The organism is Rhizomicrobium sp., assembly GCF_056722145.1.
This window is the reverse complement of record NZ_JBWZET010000334.1, coordinates 1-20,889: the sequence shown is the minus strand read 5'-3', so window position 1 is coordinate 20,889 and position 20,889 is coordinate 1. Positions and strand designations below refer to the sequence as shown.

Below are 20,889 nucleotides of genomic sequence, written 5' to 3'. Positions count from 1 at the left end.
CGGCCGATCCAGTTCTTCTGCATCAGCCGGACCTTTTCCGGCCAGCGCTCCAGCCCATCGAGGCCGCTCAACAGCTCGTCGGAATAGGCGGTGATCTTCAAGAACCACTGCGACAGCTTCTTGCGTTCGACCAGGGCGCCGGAGCGCCAGCCACGGCCGTCGATCACCTGCTCGTTGGCGAGCAAGGTCATGTCGACCGGGTCCCAATTGACGTCGGCCTCGGAGCGATAGACCAGGCCTTCACGATAGAAGTCGAGGAACAGCTGCTGCTGGCGCGAGAAATAGCCGACATCACAGGTCGCGAACTCGCGCGTCCAATCGAGGCTGAGGCCCATCAGCTTCAGCTGCTCTTTCATGTTGGCGATATTGTCGTAGGTCCAGTCGCGCGGATTGACGTGCTTTTCGCGCGCCGCGTTCTCCGCCGGCAGGCCGAAGGCGTCCCAGCCCATCGGATGCAGCACGTTGAAGCCCTGGGCGCGTTTGAAGCGGGCGAGCACATCGCCCATGGTGTAGTTGCGCACATGGCCGATATGGATGCGCCCCGACGGATAGGGGAACATCTCCAGGACGTAGCATTTCGGCTGGTCGTGGTTCTCGGGCGTCAGGAAGACAGAGGCTTCGTTCCAGGCCTGTTGCCAGCGCTTTTCGGATTCTTTGGCGTTATAGCGCGCCATATCGATGGGGACCCTTCATGAAACGACGGGCGCCTATTCGGCGCGACCGCCAACAGCAGTCTTTTGCGGCAAACGCGCCGCATTTTCCAGCGTTTCGGAAGGGCGCGAGGCCTAGTTGTTCGTCTTGGTCGCGAGCCGCAGTTCGCGGGCGCGCGTCAGGATCGCATCGGTCAGCTTGACCGCCGTGTCCGGATTGACCGCAACATCGACCCAGCCCTCATTCGACTTGGTCTGGCGGAACACTGCGATCTTTAGGCCGTCGGCCCGGAGGCGCCGGTCGAGAATGTAGACCGTCACTTTGAGGCGTTCGTTGGGGGACTGCGGCGAACTGTACCAGTCGGTGATGATGACGCCACCGAACGGATCCTCGGACTGCAGCGGCATAAACGCCAAGGTGTCGAGCGTGGCGTGCCACAGATAGGAATTTACACCCAGAATGCGCTGACCATTCTCGCTCGAGATGGCGGTCGAGCCGCTATCGGTGTCCTGGATGTACTGCTTGTCGTCGGAAGAACCGCAACCGGCCAGCAATAGGCACGAGGCAGCCACAAGGAGATAGGCTCGCATCAGAATGAAACTCCGAGGTCGGACGTGGGCTTATACTGGCGGTCCTGCCGTCGCGCAACGTGGCCAATACTGGCATGAGACAAAAGCTGTCATTATGATCAAAGCTTAACGATGCTCGCCTTTACCAAACCGGCGGGGCACTGGGATAAAGTGGGGGACATGAAAGCCATCCTGCTCGCAACGGCGGCGGCCCTTCTGGCCGGACCGGCCCTGGCCGACGATCTTGACTTGACGGTGTCGCCGTATACGGCCGCGTTCGACAATCTCAGTCTCACCCTCGGTGGTGAGGCGCATGGCGCGCTGTTCGCCCCGTCGCTGCCGAAATCGGCCGATCAACACTGGGCCAGCGGCGCCGCCGATCTCAGTCTCAAGCTGCAGCGCGACTACGACAGCGGCCTCAGCCTGGCGCTCAAATCGAGCTTCGAAGTGCTGCGCGACCGCCTCTCCTACGACAATTACGGCGGCAATCTGGTGCAGAAGGTCTATGGCGTCGCCCAGACCGGCCTCGGCAGCATCGAACTCGGCATGACCGATGGCGCCGGCTATGCGCTGTCGGTGACCGGACCGGTGGTCGACTCTTATGTCGCACTGGAAAATCCCAACACCACCTTCTTCATCGACCCCGCCACCGGCCGGGCGTTCATTGACGCCTTCACGCTGCAGACCGGGCTCAATTCCTCGTCCAACTACGCCAAGATTTCCTATTACACGCCGCGTTTGTTCGGGCTTGAACTCGGCGTCTCCTATACCCCGTCGGAAGGGCGCGAGGTGATCCCCTTCCTGTCGAACGGCCCCCACGCCGCCAACCGCCAGAAGAACATCTGGGAAACCGCGCTCAGCTATTCGCAGGCGTTCGACAATTTCAGTGTCGGCTTCTACGGTTCGGCCGCCTTCGCGCATGGCGACGGCAAGGGGCCCACGGACGCCGGCCTCACCGACTGGGGCGGCGGCGTCGAGGTCGATGTGCCGTTCGGCGAGGAATGGAAGCTCGCAGTTGGCGGCGCCTATCGCCACACCAACACCTATGGCTTCGATGTCTATTCGGCCGCGACGACGACGGGCACCGACGGCACCCATGTGTCGGCGACGCTGACCTGGAACGCGTTCTCGCTCGGCGGCGAATATGCCAACGGCACCACCAAAGCCGATGCCCTCACTCCGAAGCTCGGCCTGCGCGGCTTCGGTGTCGCCGCCGGCTATCAGGTGACGAGCAATCTCCAAGCCAGCCTCGGCTGGCAGGAGCTGCACTACGCGCGCAATCTCGGTACCTGGTACGACGGCGCGCAGAAGATCGAAATGAACGCGGTATTCCTGCACCTGACGTTCAAAGTGCCGGGCGGACAGGGGTAACCGCCGCTGTCATCCCCGGCCGACCCGGCGTAGCGCCCCGGCGCCAAGACGGGGGGTTAGAGAAAATCGCTTTTCTTCACGGCGCTCAGCAGCGTCATGCCGGCTTGGGCGAGGTTTTCGCTGCCGCCTTCTTCGCGGTCGAGGATCACCAGGGCGTGGTCGACGATGGCGCCGGCTTTGCGGGCGGCTGCGGCGGCCTGGATGATCGAGCCGCCGGTGGTGGCGACGTCGTCGATGATGATGACGCGCTTGCCGGCCAGGGTTTCGCCCGGCGCCAGACCCTCGACGACCTCGCCGGTGCCGTGATCCTTGGCTTGTTTGCGCACGAAGAAGGTGGCGACCGGCTGGCCGTCGGCAAAGGACTGCGCCGCCAAGGCCGCGATCACCGGCACCGCGCCCATCTCCAGGCCGCCGACGTAATCGACACCAGCGACGCTGCGGATTTTTTCCAGCAGTGCCTTGGCGCAGAGATAGCCGCCTTCGGGGTGCATCATCGTCGGCTTGAGGTTGAAATAGAATTCGCTGGTCGCGCCGCTGGCGAGCGTGAAAGACCCGCGCCGGTACGAGCGCGCCTTGATGATGTCGACCAATTTCTGCACGGGCTTCTCCTCGCCGGAATGGCCCCGAACATCCTTGCCACGATCTCGGCGGTCAACTCTTTTCGGACAGGGATGGTCAGACCGCCAGCGCTCCGATCGCCGCAATCCCGCAGAAACCATGCAAAAGGGCGGCGTTTTCGCTGGTGATGCCGCCCAAGGCATAGACCGGCTGGGGCGCCAAGGCGGCGATCCGATTGGCGCGGGCCGGGCCGAGCGCCGCCCGTCCGGGATGGCTCGCGGTCGGGAACACGGCGGAGAGGATCAGGGCATCCACCGCGCCCGCCCGCCGCAGCGCCGCCAGCGAATGGGCCGCCGCCGTCACCAGGAAGTGGCCTTGCAGGGAGGCCGCCGCGCTGATCTCGGCTTCGGCGAGATGAACGCCGTCGGCCCCGATCGCGCGCGCCAGGGCCGCATCGCCGCCTATCGAGAGAAACAGGCCGCGGGCGCGCGCCACCTCGCGCAAGGCCAGCGCCAAGTCGCGGCGGCGGGACGCGTCGCGGCTCCTGACAAGGACCAGGCTGCCGCGGGGCAGGGCGGTGGCGGCGCCGACCGGGTCGGCGAGGCGCCCGTCATCGGTGACCAGAATCAGCGCCGGCAGCGGCGAAGCGGCGGTGCGCGCCAGCCTTTCCGCCACCCTGCCCAGCCGCGCCCGGGCCATTTTTGTCGCGCTTTCGGCCGGAAAACCGCTATGCACTTTTCCTGAACGCGCTCCGGGTCTATCGCTCAGCTCATGTCTCCCATCGCCGCCAATCTGGAGTCCATCAAGAGCCGCATCGCCGCGGCGCGCAAGGCCGCCGTCGCCCCGGCGCCCGACACCCACCTGATTGCGGTGTCGAAGACCCATCCGGCCGAGGCCATCAGCGACGCTCTCGCCGCCTGCCATCGCCGGTTCGGCGAATCCAAGGTGCAGGAAGCACTCGCCAAATGGCCGGCGCTGAAAGAGGCTTATCCCGATGCCGAGCTGCACATGGTCGGGGGCCTGCAGACCAACAAAGTGAAAGAAGCGGTCGGTCTGTTCGACGCCATTCACGCGGTCGACCGGTTTAAGCTCGCCCATGCCATCGCCAGCGAGCGCGACAAGCAGGGGCGCAACCCGAAGCTGTTCGTGCAGGTCAATATCGGCGAAGAACCACAGAAATCCGGGGTGCTGCCGCGCGACGCTCTGGCGCTGGTCGCCGCGGTGCGGGCGCTGGGACTTAACCTCGTCGGGCTGATGTGCGTGCCGCCGCTGGATGTCGCCCCGGCGCCCTATTTCGGGCTGATGAAAAAGCTGGCGGGCGAAGCGGGTGTGCCTTTCCTGTCGATGGGCATGAGCGACGATTTCGAGATCGCGATTGCATTTGGCGCCACCCATGTCCGGGTCGGCACCGCCATCTTCGGCGCCCGCGATTACGGCATGGCGAGATAGGCCGGTTTGTCGAACGACAGGGCCGCGCCGGCGCGATAGGCGTTGGACGCCCGCTGCATCATGATCGGATTGACCGCCGGCTCGGAGGTGGTGTCGCGCGCCGCTACCTCAGTTGAGGCGGGTTCGTCGTCCCCGATCAGGGCGGCATAAACGGTGTCGCCGACGCTCCTGCCGGTGACTTCGGTGAAAATGGCATCGCCGACCGAACTGAGGAAGCCGGTCAGGCCGCCATACAGCGTGTCGCCGGCGATCTTCTCCGGGGTGCCGATCTTGTCGCCGGTGAGATGGCGATAGAGGGTGGACACCACCGGGATGTGCTGCAGCGGATTGATGATGTCCAAAAAATCGCCGAACGAGAAGCCGGGCTCGGTCTTTTCCGCCGCCGGCTCCGGGGTACGCGTCACCGCATGCTGGCGTACGTAATCCTGGTTGCGAAGGACGATGTCGGTTCCGGCCATGCCCGTCGTTAAGCAAGCCTCTTGCCAACCTGGCGGGGCTTGGAATCGCTCGGAATTGTCCGGGCGCCACCCGGCAAGATTTGCCGGATGGCGCGGTTTCACCTGGCCGGGGAGGACACTCTCACAGCAGATGCCCGGCTTTTTCCGCCTTGGTGCGCAGATAGAATTCGTTGTGGCGGTTGGAGGGGAAGGCGTGCGGCACGCGTTCCGCCACGGTGATGCCGGCCTTGGCGATGCCGGCGACTTTTTCCGGATTGTTGGTCAGCAAACGAACTGCGGAAAAACCCAGCAATTGCAGCATCCGCGCCGCCACCGCATAGACGCGCTCGTCGGCCTCGAACCCGAGCCGTTCGTTGGCTTCCACGGTGTCGTAGCCCTGGTCCTGCAAGCGATAGGCGCGCAGCTTGTTGATCAGGCCGATGCCGCGCCCTTCCTGGGCGAGATAGACGAGAACGCCGCCGCCGCCAGCCGCAATGGTGGTGATCGCTCCGCGCAACTGTTCGCCGCAATCGCATTTCAGCGAGCCCAAGAGATCACCGGTGAAGCATTCCGAATGCAGCCGCGTCAGCACCGGATTGGCCGGCTCGCCGATGATGATGGCGTAGTTCTCCGGGGCGCCGTCACCGGCGCGGAAGGCGACGAGCTCGGTTTTCTCGCTCGCCGCCAGCGGCACCCGGGCCCGCGTCACGATCTCGAGGCTTGCTGCAGCCTCCGATTCGTAATGGGCAACATCGCTCAGTTTGACCCCGACCGCGCCGCGCTGGCGCGCCGTCACCACCACCGCCGCCGGTAACAATCCCGCGAGCTTGGCGAGCTTGACCGCCGCCGCATAGGCCGGTCCGAGCTTGGCGCGCCTGGCCTCGAACGGGCCCTTCAGCGGGGTGTCGAGATCGACGGTCGGATCGGCAATGGCGCGCAGCTCGGCCGGGCTGGTTCCCGGCTTGATCCCCAACGCCACCACTTCGGGCGTGTAAAGGCGGATTTTCAACGTCCTGGCACGGGCATGGCTGAGGATCAGCAGCGGCCGGGACAGCCGTTTCAAGGCCGCTTGCGGGATGGTTTCAGCCGCGTACAGGCTGTGGCCGCCGCGCGGGCCAATCAGCCGCACCGGCCGTCCGGCCCTGAGGGCGTCGATGGCCTGGGCGATCTGGTCGAGCCCGGCACGGATTTCGGCCGGGGCGGGGGGCGGGGCGCGGCGCAATGGCGTCATGATGGCTATCCCAATACACCAGCACGGGAAAACCGGATAGAGTCCGGCCCGCCCCTCGCAAGGAAGCCACACCGATCATGACCAGCGCCAAGCGTGTCCTCTTGGTGGAAGACGACGAAATGCTCGCCGACTCCCTGGCCGAACAGCTCACCCAGGAAGGCAATTACGCCGTCGAACGCGCCGGCGATTGTGCCACGGCGCGCGCCCAAGCCGCCGACGGCCTCTACGAATTCATGATCCTCGACGTCGGCCTGCCCGACGGCGACGGCCGGGCGCTGTGCCAGGCGTTGCGCGCCGCCGGTGTCACCTGCCCGATCGTGCTGCTCACAGCCGCCGATAGCGATGCCGACACCATTGCCGGGCTCGCGTCGGGCGCCAACGACTACATCACCAAGCCGTTCCGCTTCGCCGTGCTGATGGCGCGGGTGCATGCCCATTTGCGCAGCCACGACCGTTCGGAAGAAGCGATGTACCGCATCGGGCCCTACACTTTCCGCCCCAGCGCCAAGCTGCTGCTCGATGAGGCGTCGCACAAAATCCGCCTCACCGAGAAGGAAACCAACATCCTCAAATTCCTCTACCGGATCGGCGCCACGGTGCCGCGCGAGACCCTTCTCAACGAGGTCTGGGGCTATAATCCGGCAGTGACCACCCACACGCTGGAAACCCACATCTATCGCCTGCGCCAGAAGATCGAGGAAAACCCCGGCGACGCGCGCATCCTGATCACCGAAAACGGCGGCTACCGGCTGGTGCCATGACCGCCGCCGATGAGGAGTTCCTCGCCGGGCTTGCCCATCACAAGGCCGGTCGCCTCGCGGCGGCCGAGGGTTGCTATCGCGCCGCCCTGACGAACGAGCCGCAGCATTTCGCGGCCTTGCAGCATCTTGCCGCCCTCACCGCCGGCCGCGGCGATCATGCCGGTGCCGTGGGACTGTTCGCGACCGCGGCCAATGTGAAGCCGTCCGATCCGGTGATTTTCTTCCAGCTTGCGTCCTCTCTCGCCGAACTCGACCGCCGCGAGGAGGCGCTCGCCGCATACGACGCCGCGCTGGCGCTGAGGCCCGATATTCCCCGCCTTCACGCCGGACGGGCGGCGATGCTGCATGCGTTGGCGCGCTATGACGAGGCGGTCGCCGCTTACGACGCCGTCCTGGCATTGCAGCCGAACGATGCCCTCAGCTATGCCAACAAGGCGGCGGCGTTGCAGCTCAGCGGGCGCACCGCCGAGGCGCTGGCGGCGATCGAGAAGAGTCTTCAGTTGCGCCCCGGCGATCCCAAATCGCTGGTGATCCGGGCGCTGACCGAATTCGATCGCGGCGAAGTCGGCAAGGCGATCGGCGATTTCGACACCGCGCTGGCGATCAAGCCGGGCGATGTGGAATTGCTGCAGCAGTTCGGCGCCCTGCTGCTGAAATGCGGCGGTGCAGTGCGCGCCATCGCGGTTTATTCCGACCTCCTGGCGCGCCAGCCGGACACGATCGAAGCCTATTGCGGACGGGCGAGCGCGCGCACGCTGCTCGGCCGCCACACCGAGGCCATCGCCGATTGCGAGGCGGCGCTGGCCCGCGAACGCAACTGCGCCGCCGCGCTCTATACTCGGGCGACGGCGCTGTCGGGGCTCGGCCGCAACGACGCGGCGCTGGCCGACATCGAAGCGGCGCTGGCGCTGGTGCCCGGCAAAGTCGATGCGCTGACGACGCGTTTTTCCCTGATTGCCGCGGCGTGCGATTTTTCCCGCCGCGCGAAGGCCGGAGCCGACATCATCGCCGCCGCCCGTGCCGGAGCCCCGATCAATCCGTTCATGCTGCTCTACGCCACCGATGATCCGGCGTTGCATCGCCAGGCGGCAAGGCTCGCTGCGGGTAGGGCCACGCGGCAAGCCCCGTCGGTCGCAGCCCACGCGCGTGTTCGCATCGGCTATCTGTCGGCCGATTGGCGCAACCATGTCGTCGCCCATCAGATCATCGAGGTGATCGAGCGCCATGATCGCGGCGCCTTCGAAATCATCGCCATCAGTCTCAGCCCGCCCGATGGCACGCCATTCCAGGCACGGGTGATGAACGCCTTCGACCGTTTCGTCGAAAGCGGCGATTGCAACGACGGCGAGCTTGCCCGCCTGATCGAGACGCTCGACCTCGACATTGTCGTCGATATCAGCGGCCACACGTTTCGCGGCCGTCCCTGGGCGTTGCAGTCGCGCCCGGCCCCGGTGGCGGTCAATTTCCTCGGCTATCCCGGCACCTATGGCGCCGCTTATGTCGATTACATCATCGCCGATGCGACCGTGATCGCGCCCGCCGACGAGGGCTGCTACGACGAAACGGTGGTGCGCCTGCCGTTCAGCTTCATGCCGCGCGATACCACCATCGCGCCCGCACCGCCGCCCGCGCGGTCCGACGCCGGCCTGCCGCCAAACGGACTGGTATTCGGCGGCTTCGCCGGAGCCTACAAATTGGATTCGGACCTGTTCGAGGTCTGGATGCGGCTCCTCGCTGCGGTGCCAGGCAGTGTGTTGTGGCTTAACATCGCCGATCCCATCGCGCAGCAAAACCTCCGGCGGCGTGCGGCGGCGTGCGGCATCGACCCCGCCCGTCTCGTCTTTGCCGACCGCCTCGATGATCGTGCGGCCTATCTCGGGCGCTTGCGGCTGATCGATGTCTTCCTCGACACAAGCTGCTATGGCGGCCATGCCACCGTCAGCGACATGCTGTGGGCGGGCGTGCCGGTGGTGACGGTGGCCGGCAATAGTTTCGCCACCCGCGTCGGCGCCAGCCAGCTTGCCGCAGTCGGATTGCACGATCTCGTCGCCGCCGATCTCGCCGATTACGAACGCATCGCGCGCACCCTTGCTGCGACCCGGTGCGCCGCCGCTCGCGCCACGCTTGAAAGAAACCGCGCCCGCCTGTTCGACATCGCCGCCTACACCCGCGCCCTGGAAGCGGCCTATCGCACCATGATCGTCCAGCGTCGTGCCGGCGAGCGGTGCAGCTTCACGGTGAATCCATGACCATCAATGACGCGTTGCGGCTCCATCATGCCGGCCGCCTTGAGGAGGCCGAACGCGCCTATCGTGAAGTGTTGGCGCTACAGCCGAACCAGTATCACGCCCTGCATTTCCTCGGCGTGCTGAAGGCGCAGCAAAGCGACCTGCGCGCCTCGGTGGATCTGATCACCCGCTCGCTGGCACTGTTCGCCAACAATCCGCTGGCCGAGTTCCATCTTGCTGAAGCCTATCGCAAGCGCGACGAAAACCGCGAGGCCGCCAAGCATTATCGCAACGCCGTCGCACTTGATCCCCAGTTTGCCCCGGCCGCCGCCGGTCTTTCCGGGAGCCTTCTCGCTGATGCGCCGGACCAAGCGCTCGCCGCAGCCGAGGCGGGCCTGGCGGTGGCACCCAATGCCGCTGCCCTGCATGCCGCGCGCGGCGACGCGCTCGCGGCGCTCGCCCGCCAAGCCGACGCACAGGTGGCGTTTGAGGCGGCGCTGGTCCGCGAGCCTCTCCACCGCAGCGCCCTGATCGGCCGGGCGAAAATCCGCCACGAGGCGGGCGACAGCGAGGCGGCTCTGGTCGATCTCGCCAATGCCGCCCAGGCCCATCCCGGCGAGGCCGACGTGCTGGTCGCCGCAGCCATCATTCTCGGCGACCTCGGGCGCCGGGACGAAGCGCTGGCGGCCTATCAGGAGGCGTTGGCGCGCGATCCCAATGCCGCCTACACCTATTTCAACATGGGCTGCCTGCTGACCGATGCCGGCGCCCTCAGCCAGGCGCTCACCGCCTTCGACAGCGCCCTGGCGATCGCCCCACGCCACGCCCCGGCCCTTTATAATCGCGCCTATGCACTGCAAAAGCTGAACCGTCTCGACGACGCGATGATTGGTTGCGAGGCGGCGCTGGCGGCCGATCCCGATTGCGGGCTGGCGGCCGCAATGGCGTTCGTCGTCGCGCTGGGCCGTTGCGATTGGGCGGACTATGACAAGCGCAAGCGAACGCTCGAACGGCTGGTACGGGCCGGCTGCGCCGTCGATCCGTTCGCTCTGGCGCTCGGCTTCGACAACCCGGAACTGCAGCTCCAGGCCGCCAAAAAATGGGCGCCCGCCGCGGTGCCGCGACCAGCCCGGCCGATATCGCGAGGCCGGCGCAAGGTCGCGTATCTGTCGCCCAATTTTCATGCCCATCCGGTCGCCCACGTCGCCGTGGAAGTGTGGGAAGCCCATGACCGGACGCGGTTCGAGACCTTTGGCATCTGCACCGCGCCGGGCGAGGAAACCGCAACCCGCCGGCGTTTGCGCGGCGCCTTCGAGCATTTCATCGAAGCCGGGCGGGCCTCGGATCGCGAAATCGCCGATCTCCTCAGCCGTCACGACATCGACATCGTCGTCGATCTCGCGGGCTACACCGCCGACGGCCGCACCGCGGCGCTGCGTTCGCGTCCGTGTCCGGTGCAAGTCGGCTGGCTCGGATATCCCGGCACCACCGGCGCCACCTTCATCGACTACCTCATCGCCGATCCGGTCATCATCCCGCCGTCGCTGGAAGCCTGTTACAGCGAAAAGGTCGTGCGCCTGCCGTTCAGCTATCTGCCGCGCGACGCCGGCACCGAACGGCGCCCCTGTCCGCCGCGCGCCGCGCTGGGTCTGCCGCAGGACGGCTTCGTGTTTTGCGGCTTCAACAATGCCCACAAAATTTCGCCGGCGGTATTCGCCGTGTGGATGCGGCTTCTCAAGCAGGTGGCCGGCAGCGTGCTGTGGCTCAATACCCAGGACGCCACCGTGCACCAGAACCTGTCGGCGGAAGCCGCCGCGCGCGGGGTCGAGCCGGAGCGCATCGTGTTCGCGCCGCGGCTGGAACAACGCCCCGATCATCTGGCGCGACTGGCGGCGGCCGACCTGTTCCTCGACACCACGCCATACGGGGCCCACTCCACCGCCAGCGATTTTCTCTGGGCGGGGGTGCCGGTGCTGACCGTGGAGGGTCGCAGTTTTGCCAGCCGCGTCGCCCCTGCTCTGCTGAGGGCGCTGGGCGTTTCCGCGCTGGCTGTCGCCGATTTGGCCACCTACGAGGCCACGGCGCTGGCGCTGGCGCACGCACCCGACCATCTCGGCGCGCTGCGCCAAACGCTCGCCAGCGCGTCCTCGGCGCCCTTATTCGACCCCGTCCTGTTCTGCCGCAGCCTTGAATCGGCTTACGAATCCATGCTGCAGCCGGAGGCGCCGCGGGGCTCGTTTTCGGTTACACTGCCGCTAGTTTGAACCCCTTCGCGAGCCGAAGCCGGGCTCTGCATTTTTGACCGTCTATGCGCACCAGCAGGCTGAGACTATCTGTTGTGGGCAGGAATTTTTGTGGGTGGAGTTTGTCATGCGCATGTCTTCGCTAGTGATCGGTGCAGCCCTGGCCGCCGCCGTGACCCTTCCGGCGCTCGCCGCCGATAACAACGGCTGGATCAACGGGAGCTGGCAGACCTATGACGCCCGCGCCCTCAAGCTCGAGTCCGTGGTCGGCACCGTCCGGGTTGATGTCAAGGATTCGGGCCCGATGGCGATCCAGATTTCGGGCTTGGCCGACCGGGTCAGCCGCGTCCACGTCCGCGCCAGCGGCGGTACCCTGCAAGTCGAATCCGAACATGTCGGCTCAGTGTGGGATTGGCGCCATTGGTTTGATTTCCGTGGTTTCAGCAACAATCCCGGCCAGCTCCAAATCCACATTGTGGTGCCGCGCGGCGCGCCCGTCGATGTCGATGAGACCGCCGGCAACGTCAACATCGGCAACACCCTGGGCCCGCTCAAGTTTTCCGTGCAGGGCTATACCGAATCGACGGTGGGTAACGTCCTGTCGGCCAAGCTCGACATGGCCGGTGCCGGCAAGCTGACGATCGCCAATGTCTATGGCCCGGTCGATGTCGATACCGCCGGTTCGGGCAATATCCGCGTCGGCGACGTCGCCCGCATCAAGGCTGACATTGCCGGCTCGGGCTCGATCACCGCCGGCAACGTCAACGGCCCGATCGATGTCGACATTGCCGGCTCGGGCGATTTCTCCGCCGCCAGCGTCCATGGCTCCGCCAGCGCGTCGATTGCCGGCTCCGGCTCAGTTACCATTGCCGGCGGCGAAGCCAATCCGCTCAAGGTCGAAATCATGGGGTCGGGCAACGTCAGTTTTGGCGGCATGGCGGTCAATCCCAAGATCGAGGCGATGGGCTCGGGCACCGTCCGCATAAAGGCCTATCGCGGCAATCTCGAGAACGAAGGCGCCAAGCTCAATATCGGCGGTTGAAACGGCCGGTCTTTCCGGGTTTTGCGTGGGTCGGAGGCAACTCCGGCCCATTTTGTTTTCGCTTCCGGGAACCGGAATGTTTAACGGCTGTTAACCAGTCGCCGCCAGACTATCGTCTCCCGGAAAAGGCGTGCCATGGCGCGGTCCCGCAACAAGGTCGATGAGATTGCCGAGCGCGCGACCAGCCCCAAGGCGCCGCCCAAGCGTCGCCGCATCTGGCCCTATGTCCTGGTCCTGTTCTTCGCCTGGGGCACTATTTTCGGCGGTATTTTCTTCTCGCGCTTTTTGTCCGAGTTGCCCGACGTCAACACGCTGCTGACCAACGGCCCGTCGCGCGATGTCACCATCTACGACCACGCCCATCGCCTGATCAGCCGCAAAGGCCTGACCCAGGGCGTGCTGATCGAAGTCGGCACGCTGCCGTCCTATGTGCCCAACGCCTTCATCGCCATCGAAGATCGTCGCTTCCGCAGTCATCTCGGCGTCGATCCGATCGGACTGACCCGCGCCGCAATGACCAACGCCTCGGCCGGGCATGTGGTGCAGGGCGGATCGACCCTGACCCAGCAGCTGGCGAAAAACCTGTTCCTGGTGCCCGACCGCAATTTCCAGCGCAAAATCCAGGAAGCGATGCTCGCGCTCTATCTCGAGTACCGCTATTCCAAGGACCAGATCCTGACGCTCTATCTGAACCGGGTCTATTTCGGCTCCGGCGTCTACGGCATCGAAGCGGCTTCGCAGCGCTTCTTCGGCAAGCATGCGAGCGAACTGACCCTGCCCGAAGCGGCGATGCTGGCGGGCTCGGTGAAGGCTCCCGCGCGCTACAATCCGATGTTCGATGCCGATGCCAGCCATGCCCGCGCCGGCGTTGTCTTGATGGCGATGCAGGAGTCCGGCTTCATCGACGAAGACACCCGCCGTGATGCCGAAACCACGCGTGCCCGCATCGTCCGCGGCGCCGGCACGCCGGGCTCGGGCTATTTCGCCGACTGGGTGATGAACCAGATCCAGGGCTATGTCGGGGACATCCAGGAAGCGCTGGTGGTGGAAACCACCTTCGACATCGATGCCCAGGGTGAAGCCGAACGCGCCGTCGCCGCGGGCTTGCGCGAAGAAGGCGCCAAGTACAACGCCAGCCAAGCGGTGCTGGTGGCGATGGCGCCCGACGGCGCCGTGCGAGCGATGGTTGGTGGTGCCTCCTATACCCAAAGCCCCTACAATCGCGCCACCGACGCCCAGCGCCAGCCCGGCTCCTCGTTCAAGCCGTTCGTTTATCTCACCGCCTTCGAGCATGGCCGCAAGCCGAGCGACGTGATGAACGACGGGCCGATCAACATCAAAGGCTGGCAGCCGGAGGACTATGAAGGCAAATACCGCGGCCAGGTTTCGCTGCGCGAGGCGTTTGCGATCTCGTCGAATTCGGTGGCGGTGCAGCTGACCCAGGAGGTCGGACCCAAGGCGGTCGCCCATACCGCCAAGCGGCTCGGCATCGAAACGCCGCTGCAGGCGGTGTCCTCCCTGGCGCTCGGCACCTCGGTGGTGAACCCGCTCGAAATGACCGCCGCCTATGCCCCGTTCGCCAATGGCGGGTTTGCCATTCGTCCCTACGGGATCGTCAGCATCAAGACGAAATCGGGGAAAGTTTTGTGGCAGCGCCAGGCGCCGACACCGACCCAGGTGATCGCGCCCGAAAACCTCACCGCCATGACCGAACTGATGACCGACGTCGTCAGCTACGGCACCGGCAAGGCGGCCCGGCTCGACGATCGCCCCACCGCCGGCAAGACCGGCACCACCCAGGATTATCGCGACGCCTGGTTCGTCGGCTTCACCGCCGATCTGGTCTGCGCGGTGTGGATCGGCAATGACGACAACAGCGCCATGGTTCACGCCACCGGCGGCACGCTGCCGGCCCGTATCTTCAAGAGCTTCATGACCGGCGCCGAACAAGGCCTGCCGGCGAAACCGTTGCCGGGCGCCACCGCGTTGACCGCCGAGAATGCCACCGACCAGCCGCAGCAGCCCGAGCAGCCGCCGGCCGCCGACAAGAAGCCCGACAGCTTCCAGCAACTGCTGGATAAATTGTTTGGAACTTAGCGTGGTGCGTAGCGGTGCAGGGCCGAGCCATGCTGGCGCAGCCAGGCTTGCGCCGGATCGACATCGCCGATCAGGCTTTCGACCAGGCGCCAGAAGCCGGTACCGTGGTTCATTTCCTTCATGTGCGCGACTTCGTGGGCCACGACGTAATCGAGCACGAAGCTCGGCGCCAGGATCAACCGCCACGAGAACGACAAGGAGCGCGTCGATGAACACGAGCCCCAGCGGCTGGCGGTGTCGCGCACCGTGATGCGCTTGGGCTTGATGCCGAGCTTGGCGCCGTAGGTGAAGCTTTTCTGCTCGAGCTCACGCTTGGCCTGCTTCTTGAGAAAATCGACAATGCGCCGCGGCGCATGCTCGCTGCGTCCGGCGACACGAATGATGCCGGGCTCGATCGACACCGCGCCGACATCGCCCTTGACGATCAGATGATCGGCACCACGCAGCGGAATATGGGCGCCCGGCGCCAAGACGACGCGGCTCGGCACCTGGGCAAGCTGACGCGCGATCCAATCGGACTCGCCGCGCGCGAATTCCACGGCACGGTCGAGCGCGCGCTTGGTCGGCGCGATCACCATCACTTCACCGGTGACGGGATGCACCTTCACGATCAGCCGGCGTGCGCTGGGATTGAGCTTGACGCTCAACTCGACGGCGCAGCCGTCGATCTTCAACAGCTCGCGCCGCACAATGCGTCTGGCAGCCAACCCTGATGTCCTTTCCGAAAGAGGCGCCTTTATACGCGACGACAACGCCGTCTCAATGCGCATGCGGCATTGTTTCTAACCCTCAAACCGCCTCGCGCAAGAAAAATTGTCCTTCAAACATGTTGACTTTGTAATCGAGCACGGCTTTCGATTCCGCACGAAGCGTTGTGAAATGGCGCGTTCGCAAAGGATGATCGTATCATGCGTGAAGACAAGGTGGCTCTGCTGGCAGGCTCTTATTCGTTGGCGATGATCCTCGGCGCGTTGATTTTCCAATACGGATTCAACGTCATTCCGTGCGAGATGTGTCACTGGCAGCGTTGGCCGCATGATGGCGCCATTGTGGCCGGATTGGGCGGCGCCCTGCTTTTTTATGCGCGCGTCATCGACCGCGACTCGGTGCGCATTCTCGCTTGGCTGACGCTCGCTGCCATTGCCGTCACCGCCGGCCTCGGCTTCTGGCAGGCGCTGGTCGAATACAAATTCGTTCCCGGCCCGCAAAGCTGTACCGGTCCGCTCGTCCACCTCAGCGCGAACATGGATTTGAATGCGCCGGTGGTGCGCTGCGACCAGCCCGGCTGGACCCTGTTCCACATCTCGCTGGCGGGCTACAATTTCCTCTGCTCGGGAACGGTGGTGGTGCTTGGCGTGTTGCTGCTGTTGAAAAAGATCAAGCTGCCGGTCCCGGCGCTCGACCAATGGGCCAATTCGTGAGGCATTCTTGAGAAAACCGCGGCCCGCCGCGCCCGGCACCCACGTCGACACCGCGGCGATGATCCGCGTCGATCACGCCGGCGAATACGGCGCAGTGCGCATTTATGCCGGCCAGATGGCGATGTTCGGGACGCGTCAGTCGAAGGCCGCCGATGCCATCCGTCACATGGCCAAGCAGGAAGACGCGCATCTGGCGACGTTCCAGCGCCTGATCGCCGAGCGTGGCGTCCGCCCGACACTGCTGCAGCCGGTGTGGCACGTTGCCGGTTTCGCGCTCGGCGCCGCCACCGCCCTGATGGGCGAGCGCACCGCGATGGCCTGCACCGAAGCGGTGGAAGAGGTGATCGACGAGCACTATCAGGGCCAGATCGAAGCGCTTGCGACGAGCGATCCCGCCTTGTCCGCGACGGTCGAACAATTCCGCGCCGAAGAGGTCGCCCATCGCGACACCGCGCTTGCCCATGGCTCAGAAAAAGCCCTCGGCCATCCGCTGCTGACGGCCGCAATCAAACACGGCTGCAAACTGGCGATCGCGCTGTCGACGCGGATTTAACGCTTCTTCAGCCAGGCGATCAGCATGTCGGCGGTGGCGGCGGCGAAGGCTTCGGTTTCGGCTGCCGAACGCGGCTCATTCGACAGGCGTACGCCGAGCGCGGTGATGGTGGATTTGACAAAATCGGCGGCAAAGGCGCGCATTGGCGGGCTTGCGGACGGCAGAACCTCGGCGATGAAGTCGCCCATCATTTTGCGCGAGCGTTTCTTCTGCGCCAGCGCTTCGGGCGTGGTGCGGTACAGCGGAGATGCCTCGCTGAGGACGCGGCGGAACGGAGCTTCGTCGCGCTCCGACGCGAAGAACAGCCGGATCATGGCCTCGAGCCGGCGTTCCGCCGCGACACTGCGATCCTCAAGAATGCGGGCGATCGCGCTATAGGTGGCGTCCCACTCCGCCGTCTGCAGCCGGAACAGCACCGCCTGCTTGTTGGGAAAATACTGGTACAGGGAACCAACGCTGACGCCGGCCTTTTCGGCAATCGCCGCCATGGTGAACGCGCCACCACCTTTCAAAATGCGAATGGCTGCTTCGAGAACGGCATCGACGAGATGGCGCGAGCGCTGCTGACGCGGCTCTTTTCGTAGCGAAATGCCAGATCGTGCGGTGCGACCCATCGGGGAATCCGAATGCGAATTGTGAATGCGACGAAACATTCACATATTATGCCTGCAACCTCCTTAGGCAAGCCCCCATGACCACCTATTCGACTCTCGCCCCGCTTCTCAACCGTCTCCTCGCCGCCGCCGACGCCAGCGATGCCGCCTTTGCCGCCGCCCGCGCCGATATCATCGCCACCGCCGATCCGACCCGCGACTATCGCGCCTTCTATGCCGCCACCAAGGATCAGTATCTCGCGGTGTCGCCGGCGACGGCGCGTCTTCTCTATCTGCTTGCCCGCGCCACCCGCGCCAGCGCCATCGTCGAATTCGGTGCCTCGTTCGGGGTGTCGACGCTGCATCTGGCGGCAGCGCTAAAGGACAATGGCGGCGGCCGGCTGATCACCACCGAATTCGAATCCGGCAAGGCGGCGCAGCTGCGCCGGACGCTGGCCGAAGCGGGACTGGCCGATCTCGTCGAGTTACGCGAAGGCGACGCGCTCGAAACCTTGGCCAGCGATCTGCCCGATGCGATCGATCTGGCGCTGCTCGACGGCGCCAAGCCGCTCTATCCCGCGATCTTCGATCTTCTCGCCCCACGCTTCGTCGCCGGAACGCTTATTGTCGCCGACAATGCCGACATGAGCCCGGAATATGTGGCGAAGGTGCGCGGCAGCAGCGCCTACCTGTCGCTGCCGTTCGGCGACGATGTCGAAGTGACATTGCTCGTCTGATTACGGCTCGAGTTCGGTATCCCAATAAAGATAGTCCGACCAGCTGTCGTGCAGATAGTTGGGCGGGAACTGGCGGCCGTTGTTTCTGAGTTCGTTGACGGACGGCCGGTGCGGGCGCTGGCGCGGATGCATGCCGCAATGCTGCGCCAGCCGGCCGCCTTTCAACAGATTGCACGGCGCACACGCCGTCACCACATTGTCCCAGGTGGTGCGGCCACCGCGCGAACGCGGGATGACGTGATCGAAAGTCAGGTCTTCATCGGCGCCACAGTACTGGCACTGGAAGCGGTCGCGAAGAAATACATTGAACCGGGTGAAGGCGGGATTGCGCGCCGGCCTGATGTAGGTCTTGAGCGATACCACCGAGGGCAGCCGCATCTCGAGCGACGGCGAGCGCACGCAGCGATCGTATTCTTCCAGGATGTTGACGCGGTCCAGGAACACCGCCTTGATGGTGTCCTGCCAGGACCATAGAGACAGCGGGAAGTAGCTCAACGGACGGAAGTCGGCGTTGAGAACGAGGGCCGGGCAGTTGTCGGGACTGCGCGCGGCTAACACGACACGACCCTTTGGAAGACCTGCCTCCGTATCATAGCGCTGCCACTCTACGAGCGGGAACCGGCAAAGCCAAGCACATGTGCCAATCCCGCCGCAAAGGTACGTGATTCGGTGTGACGGAATGGCGACGCCGGGCGAGGAAAACGCACCTTTGTCGCGGGAATTGGAGCATTTGACGTGACGGCGCAAATCGCAAGGATGGCGCGCCATGCCGACCACCCGCTTTGCCCCCAGTCCCACCGGCCATCTGCATCTCGGCCACGCTTTTGCCGCCCTGACCGCGGCGGCGCGGGGCACGCGCTTCCTGGTTCGGGTGGAAGACATCGACAGCACCCGCTGCCGTCCCGACTACGAAGCTGCGATCTTCGAAGATCTGGAATGGCTCCGGCTTCGCTGGGAGCGCCCGGTGCTGCGCCAATCGGAGCGGATGGGAGCCTATGGCGCCGCCCTCGATCGTTTGAAGCGCCTTGAGCTGCTTTATCCCTGTTTCTGCAGCCGCGCCGACATCGCCAAGGAAATCGCCAGTGCGGCGGGCGCCCCGCACGGTCCCGACGGGCCGCATTATCCCGGCACCTGCCGCCAACTTTTGCCCTCCGAGCGCGCCGACAAGATCGCATCCGGCATTGCCTATGCGTGGCGGCTCGATGCCGAGAAAGCTGCGGCGATAGTCGGTTCGCTGTGGTTCAATGAGCAGGGCTCAGGCCCGGCCGGCGAGCACGGCGCCATCGCTGTCGATCCGCTGCGGTTCGGCGATGTTGTGCTGGCGCGCAAGGAAACCCCGTCCGCCTATCATCTCGCCGTCGTTGTCGATGACGCGTTTCAAGGCGTCGATCTTGTCACCCGGGGCCACGATCTGTTCGCCGCGGCCCATGTCCAGCGCGTGCTGCAAACGCTGCTCGGCTTGCCGGAGCCGGCCTACGCTCATCATCGCCTGATCCTCGATGCCGCGGGGCGCAAATTCTCCAAGCGCGACCACGCCGTGACCTTACGGGCGCTCAGGGACGCCGGTCAGACGCCCGACGACATCCGCGCCCGCCTCAGCGACCGATGATTTCCTGCAAGTATGCGACGTACTCGTCGAAGGCGCGGCGGCCTTGGCTCGTCATCCCAACGCGGGTACGCGGGCGCTTGCCGACGAAATCCTTCTGGACGCCGACATAGCCGGACTCTTCCAGCGTAGTGATATGGGCCCCGAGATTGCCCTCGGTGGCAGCGACAATCGCCTTCAGCCGCACGAACTCGATCGCTTCGCCGAACGGCAGCGCTTTCAGAGCGGCCATGATCTTGAGGCGGACGGGCTGGTGGATGGTGGGATCGGGCTGTTCCATGTCACACCGTCCGGAACCACAGGCCGGTCAGGATCATGGCGCCGCCGCCGACCAGGGCAAACCAGATGAAGATCGGTTCGATGTAGTAATAGCCGACCAGGGTCAGGCTCACGACGACGATGCCGGAAATGACATAGCGTAGGCCGCGCCACAGCCCGATCGCCATGTAGACGCAGCCGGTGAGCAGCGCCGGGAAGGCGCAGAGCTGTTTGGCCTGATGGGGCACGAGGATGGCGTAGGTGGCGAACACGAAAAACAGGATGATCGTCCACAAGGCGCCCATGCGCCATGCGTGAGGACCTGAGGTCGAACCGTCGGGCGCGCTGCAGCGCGACAGCAGCACGCCGCCGACGCAGCCGACAACAACCAAGCCGAGCCACAGATACAACGAATACTGCGGGAACAGGCCGCTGCCGCCATAGCCGATGATCCAGATAACGCCCCACATGATCAGGTGCGGCGAGGAGCGGTGATAGAAATAGAGTTCGGTCGAGCGCCGGCTCGCTTCCTGAACCTGGTTGAGACTGGCGGCGGCTTCTTCGGACGACAGCGACATGATTGGCCTCTACGTAGATAACTCTACACAGCAGAGTATTCTGAGTCAAGATCAGCTTATACCGCCGCGACGGGGCATTTTACCAGTCGTTGAGCGCTTCGAATTGGCCGAAACCCGCTGTTTTCGCCCAGCCGTCCCATTGGCTGCGCAGGCGTGCCGTCATCACCGGGCTGCCGGTGCCCTGGCCGATGCCGTAGATCGCCAGCTTGGCGCAGCCGCGGTAGAGCCGGTGGTCGGGTGGCGGCAGGCCGTCGCCATGGGTGAGGCGGGCGTATTCAGAATCCTCGATCCCGTCGCTGGCCAGGATGACCGTCGTCGGCATCCCGCCACAGCCTACCGCCCGGACCGAATTGTCGAGGAAAGCGAGGATGTTGGTCTTCTGCTGCGAGCGCCACCGGCCGGAGGCGACCAGCCGCGGCGTGCCCGCGATCAGCCGTTCGACCTCGGCCGCGACCTGCTCGGGGCGGGCCCGGACCGAGATCACTGTGTCATAGGCAAAGCTGTTG

At 65.1% G+C, this 20,889-nt stretch carries 23 protein-coding genes; 11 read left to right on the top strand and 12 right to left on the bottom strand.

Annotated elements, in window-relative coordinates; translation table 11 throughout:
- A partial coding sequence (locus AC1P6P_RS17945; RefSeq protein WP_481403816.1) for a class I tRNA ligase family protein occupies window positions 1-680 on the bottom strand: 680 nt, incomplete at its 3' end.
- Window positions 681-785: 105 nt separating this feature from the next.
- Window positions 786-1,241 carry a DUF3576 domain-containing protein gene (locus tag AC1P6P_RS17940; protein ID WP_481403814.1) on the bottom strand — a complete coding sequence of 152 codons (456 nt, stop codon included), beginning with the start codon at window positions 1,239-1,241 and terminating at the stop codon, window positions 786-788.
- Between the two features lie 159 nt (window positions 1,242-1,400).
- Here AC1P6P_RS17940 and AC1P6P_RS17935 point away from each other — a divergent pair, with 159 nt between their 5' ends.
- The gene (locus tag AC1P6P_RS17935; protein ID WP_481403813.1) at window positions 1,401-2,591 is read left to right on the top strand and encodes a TonB-dependent receptor; all 1,191 of its coding nucleotides are present in this window, start codon (window positions 1,401-1,403) and stop codon (window positions 2,589-2,591) included.
- A 56-nt stretch (window positions 2,592-2,647) separates the two neighbouring features.
- Here the strand turns inward: AC1P6P_RS17935 and pyrE are convergent, their stop codons facing one another.
- Window positions 2,648-3,190, bottom strand: coding sequence for an orotate phosphoribosyltransferase (gene pyrE / locus AC1P6P_RS17930; protein WP_481403812.1), 543 nt, complete (start codon window positions 3,188-3,190; stop codon window positions 2,648-2,650).
- 76 nt (window positions 3,191-3,266) lie between these two features.
- Window positions 3,267-3,848: a thiamine phosphate synthase gene (locus AC1P6P_RS17925; RefSeq protein WP_481403811.1), complete on the bottom strand. Its 582-nt coding sequence runs from the start codon at window positions 3,846-3,848 to the stop codon at window positions 3,267-3,269.
- Window positions 3,849-3,920: 72 nt separating this feature from the next.
- Between AC1P6P_RS17925 and AC1P6P_RS17920 the strand changes: the two genes are divergently transcribed.
- Window positions 3,921-4,598: a YggS family pyridoxal phosphate-dependent enzyme gene (locus tag AC1P6P_RS17920; RefSeq protein ID WP_481403810.1), complete on the top strand. Its 678-nt coding sequence runs from the start codon at window positions 3,921-3,923 to the stop codon at window positions 4,596-4,598.
- Here AC1P6P_RS17920 and AC1P6P_RS17915 read toward each other — a convergent pair.
- Together AC1P6P_RS17915 and ribA are read right to left on the bottom strand one after the other, a co-directional pair.
- The gene (locus AC1P6P_RS17915) at window positions 4,580-5,056 is read right to left on the bottom strand and encodes a hypothetical protein (protein ID WP_481403809.1); all 477 of its coding nucleotides are present in this window, start codon (window positions 5,054-5,056) and stop codon (window positions 4,580-4,582) included. The genes AC1P6P_RS17920 and AC1P6P_RS17915 overlap by 19 nt on opposite strands.
- A gap of 121 nt (window positions 5,057-5,177) precedes the next feature.
- Complete coding sequence (ribA, locus tag AC1P6P_RS17910; protein ID WP_481403808.1) at window positions 5,178-6,266, bottom strand: GTP cyclohydrolase II; 1,089 nt, start codon at window positions 6,264-6,266, stop codon at window positions 5,178-5,180.
- Between the two features lie 77 nt (window positions 6,267-6,343).
- Here ribA and AC1P6P_RS17905 point away from each other — a divergent pair, with 77 nt between their 5' ends.
- From AC1P6P_RS17905 to AC1P6P_RS17885, 5 genes are all read left to right on the top strand, one after another.
- Window positions 6,344-7,027, top strand: coding sequence for a response regulator transcription factor (locus AC1P6P_RS17905; RefSeq protein WP_481403807.1), 684 nt, complete (start codon window positions 6,344-6,346; stop codon window positions 7,025-7,027).
- Entirely contained in the window at window positions 7,024-9,276 is a 2,253-nt protein-coding gene (locus AC1P6P_RS17900) for a tetratricopeptide repeat protein (protein WP_481403806.1), read from the top strand. The genes AC1P6P_RS17905 and AC1P6P_RS17900 overlap by 4 nt, the downstream gene beginning before the upstream one ends.
- Window positions 9,273-11,519, top strand: coding sequence for a tetratricopeptide repeat protein (locus AC1P6P_RS17895; RefSeq protein WP_481403805.1), 2,247 nt, complete (start codon window positions 9,273-9,275; stop codon window positions 11,517-11,519). Before AC1P6P_RS17900 ends, AC1P6P_RS17895 begins: the two co-directional genes overlap by 4 nt.
- 106 nt (window positions 11,520-11,625) lie before the next feature.
- The gene (locus AC1P6P_RS17890; RefSeq protein ID WP_481403804.1) at window positions 11,626-12,540 is read left to right on the top strand and encodes a GIN domain-containing protein; all 915 of its coding nucleotides are present in this window, start codon (window positions 11,626-11,628) and stop codon (window positions 12,538-12,540) included.
- Between the two features lie 135 nt (window positions 12,541-12,675).
- Window positions 12,676-14,637: a transglycosylase domain-containing protein gene (locus AC1P6P_RS17885; protein WP_481403803.1), complete on the top strand. Its 1,962-nt coding sequence runs from the start codon at window positions 12,676-12,678 to the stop codon at window positions 14,635-14,637.
- Here the strand turns inward: AC1P6P_RS17885 and AC1P6P_RS17880 are convergent.
- Window positions 14,634-15,344, bottom strand: a complete 711-nt coding sequence (locus AC1P6P_RS17880) for a M48 family metallopeptidase (RefSeq protein WP_481403802.1) — start codon at window positions 15,342-15,344, stop codon at window positions 14,634-14,636. The genes AC1P6P_RS17885 and AC1P6P_RS17880 overlap by 4 nt on opposite strands.
- A 201-nt stretch (window positions 15,345-15,545) precedes the next feature.
- Between AC1P6P_RS17880 and AC1P6P_RS17875 the strand changes: the two genes are divergently transcribed.
- Together AC1P6P_RS17875 and AC1P6P_RS17870 are read left to right on the top strand one after the other, a co-directional pair.
- The gene (locus AC1P6P_RS17875) at window positions 15,546-16,058 is read left to right on the top strand and encodes a disulfide bond formation protein B (RefSeq protein ID WP_481403801.1); all 513 of its coding nucleotides are present in this window, start codon (window positions 15,546-15,548) and stop codon (window positions 16,056-16,058) included.
- Window positions 16,059-16,116: 58 nt separating this feature from the next.
- Window positions 16,117-16,611 carry a demethoxyubiquinone hydroxylase family protein gene (locus AC1P6P_RS17870; protein ID WP_481403815.1) on the top strand — a complete coding sequence of 165 codons (495 nt, stop codon included), beginning with the start codon at window positions 16,117-16,119 and terminating at the stop codon, window positions 16,609-16,611.
- Here the strand turns inward: AC1P6P_RS17870 and AC1P6P_RS17865 are convergent.
- Window positions 16,608-17,225 (bottom strand): TetR/AcrR family transcriptional regulator, encoded by a 618-nt coding sequence (locus tag AC1P6P_RS17865; RefSeq protein ID WP_481403800.1) that lies wholly within the window; start codon window positions 17,223-17,225, stop codon window positions 16,608-16,610. The two genes, AC1P6P_RS17870 and AC1P6P_RS17865, sit on opposite strands and share 4 nt — an antisense overlap.
- Window positions 17,226-17,302: 77 nt before the next feature.
- On the opposite strand from AC1P6P_RS17865, the gene AC1P6P_RS17860 reads away from it, so the two are divergent.
- The gene (locus AC1P6P_RS17860) at window positions 17,303-17,941 is read left to right on the top strand and encodes an O-methyltransferase (RefSeq protein WP_481403799.1); all 639 of its coding nucleotides are present in this window, start codon (window positions 17,303-17,305) and stop codon (window positions 17,939-17,941) included.
- Here AC1P6P_RS17860 and AC1P6P_RS17855 read toward each other — a convergent pair whose 3' ends face one another.
- The gene (locus AC1P6P_RS17855; RefSeq protein WP_481403798.1) at window positions 17,942-18,499 is read right to left on the bottom strand and encodes an HNH endonuclease; all 558 of its coding nucleotides are present in this window, start codon (window positions 18,497-18,499) and stop codon (window positions 17,942-17,944) included. It lies immediately after the preceding gene.
- A gap of 208 nt (window positions 18,500-18,707) precedes the next feature.
- On the opposite strand from AC1P6P_RS17855, the gene gluQRS reads away from it, so the two are divergent.
- Entirely contained in the window at window positions 18,708-19,550 is an 843-nt protein-coding gene (gluQRS, locus tag AC1P6P_RS17850) for a tRNA glutamyl-Q(34) synthetase GluQRS (protein WP_481403797.1), read from the top strand.
- On the opposite strand, the gene AC1P6P_RS17845 is transcribed toward gluQRS, so the two are convergent.
- The 3 genes from AC1P6P_RS17845 to AC1P6P_RS17835 all read right to left on the bottom strand — a co-directional run.
- Complete coding sequence (locus AC1P6P_RS17845; protein WP_481403796.1) at window positions 19,537-19,827, bottom strand: winged helix-turn-helix domain-containing protein; 291 nt, start codon at window positions 19,825-19,827, stop codon at window positions 19,537-19,539. The genes gluQRS and AC1P6P_RS17845 overlap by 14 nt on opposite strands.
- A 1-nt stretch (window position 19,828) precedes the next feature.
- Window positions 19,829-20,383 (bottom strand): hypothetical protein, encoded by a 555-nt coding sequence (locus AC1P6P_RS17840; RefSeq protein WP_481403795.1) that lies wholly within the window; start codon window positions 20,381-20,383, stop codon window positions 19,829-19,831.
- 79 nt (window positions 20,384-20,462) lie between these two features.
- Window positions 20,463-20,889, bottom strand: a 427-nt coding sequence (locus tag AC1P6P_RS17835) for a hypothetical protein (RefSeq protein WP_481403794.1), incomplete at its 5' end; no start/stop codon positions are given.

Coding starts and splice junctions, on each gene's coding strand:
- AC1P6P_RS17940 (WP_481403814.1), bottom strand. CDS start 1,241: ATGCGAGCCTATCTCCTTGTGGCTGCCTCGTGCCTATTGCTGGCCGGT.
- AC1P6P_RS17935 (WP_481403813.1), top strand. CDS start 1,401: ATGAAAGCCATCCTGCTCGCAACGGCGGCGGCCCTTCTGGCCGGACCG.
- AC1P6P_RS17925 (WP_481403811.1), bottom strand. CDS start 3,848: ATGGCCCGGGCGCGGCTGGGCAGGGTGGCGGAAAGGCTGGCGCGCACC.
- AC1P6P_RS17920 (WP_481403810.1), top strand. CDS start 3,921: ATGTCTCCCATCGCCGCCAATCTGGAGTCCATCAAGAGCCGCATCGCC.
- AC1P6P_RS17915 (WP_481403809.1), bottom strand. CDS start 5,056: ATGGCCGGAACCGACATCGTCCTTCGCAACCAGGATTACGTACGCCAG.
- ribA (WP_481403808.1), bottom strand. CDS start 6,266: ATGACGCCATTGCGCCGCGCCCCGCCCCCCGCCCCGGCCGAAATCCGT.
- AC1P6P_RS17905 (WP_481403807.1), top strand. CDS start 6,344: ATGACCAGCGCCAAGCGTGTCCTCTTGGTGGAAGACGACGAAATGCTC.
- AC1P6P_RS17900 (WP_481403806.1), top strand. CDS start 7,024: ATGACCGCCGCCGATGAGGAGTTCCTCGCCGGGCTTGCCCATCACAAG.
- AC1P6P_RS17895 (WP_481403805.1), top strand. CDS start 9,273: ATGACCATCAATGACGCGTTGCGGCTCCATCATGCCGGCCGCCTTGAG.
- AC1P6P_RS17890 (WP_481403804.1), top strand. CDS start 11,626: ATGCGCATGTCTTCGCTAGTGATCGGTGCAGCCCTGGCCGCCGCCGTG.
- AC1P6P_RS17885 (WP_481403803.1), top strand. CDS start 12,676: ATGGCGCGGTCCCGCAACAAGGTCGATGAGATTGCCGAGCGCGCGACC.
- AC1P6P_RS17875 (WP_481403801.1), top strand. CDS start 15,546: ATGCGTGAAGACAAGGTGGCTCTGCTGGCAGGCTCTTATTCGTTGGCG.
- AC1P6P_RS17870 (WP_481403815.1), top strand. CDS start 16,117: ATGATCCGCGTCGATCACGCCGGCGAATACGGCGCAGTGCGCATTTAT.
- AC1P6P_RS17865 (WP_481403800.1), bottom strand. CDS start 17,225: ATGGGTCGCACCGCACGATCTGGCATTTCGCTACGAAAAGAGCCGCGT.
- AC1P6P_RS17860 (WP_481403799.1), top strand. CDS start 17,303: ATGACCACCTATTCGACTCTCGCCCCGCTTCTCAACCGTCTCCTCGCC.
- gluQRS (WP_481403797.1), top strand. CDS start 18,708: ATGCCGACCACCCGCTTTGCCCCCAGTCCCACCGGCCATCTGCATCTC.
- AC1P6P_RS17845 (WP_481403796.1), bottom strand. CDS start 19,827: ATGGAACAGCCCGATCCCACCATCCACCAGCCCGTCCGCCTCAAGATC.
- AC1P6P_RS17840 (WP_481403795.1), bottom strand. CDS start 20,383: ATGTCGCTGTCGTCCGAAGAAGCCGCCGCCAGTCTCAACCAGGTTCAG.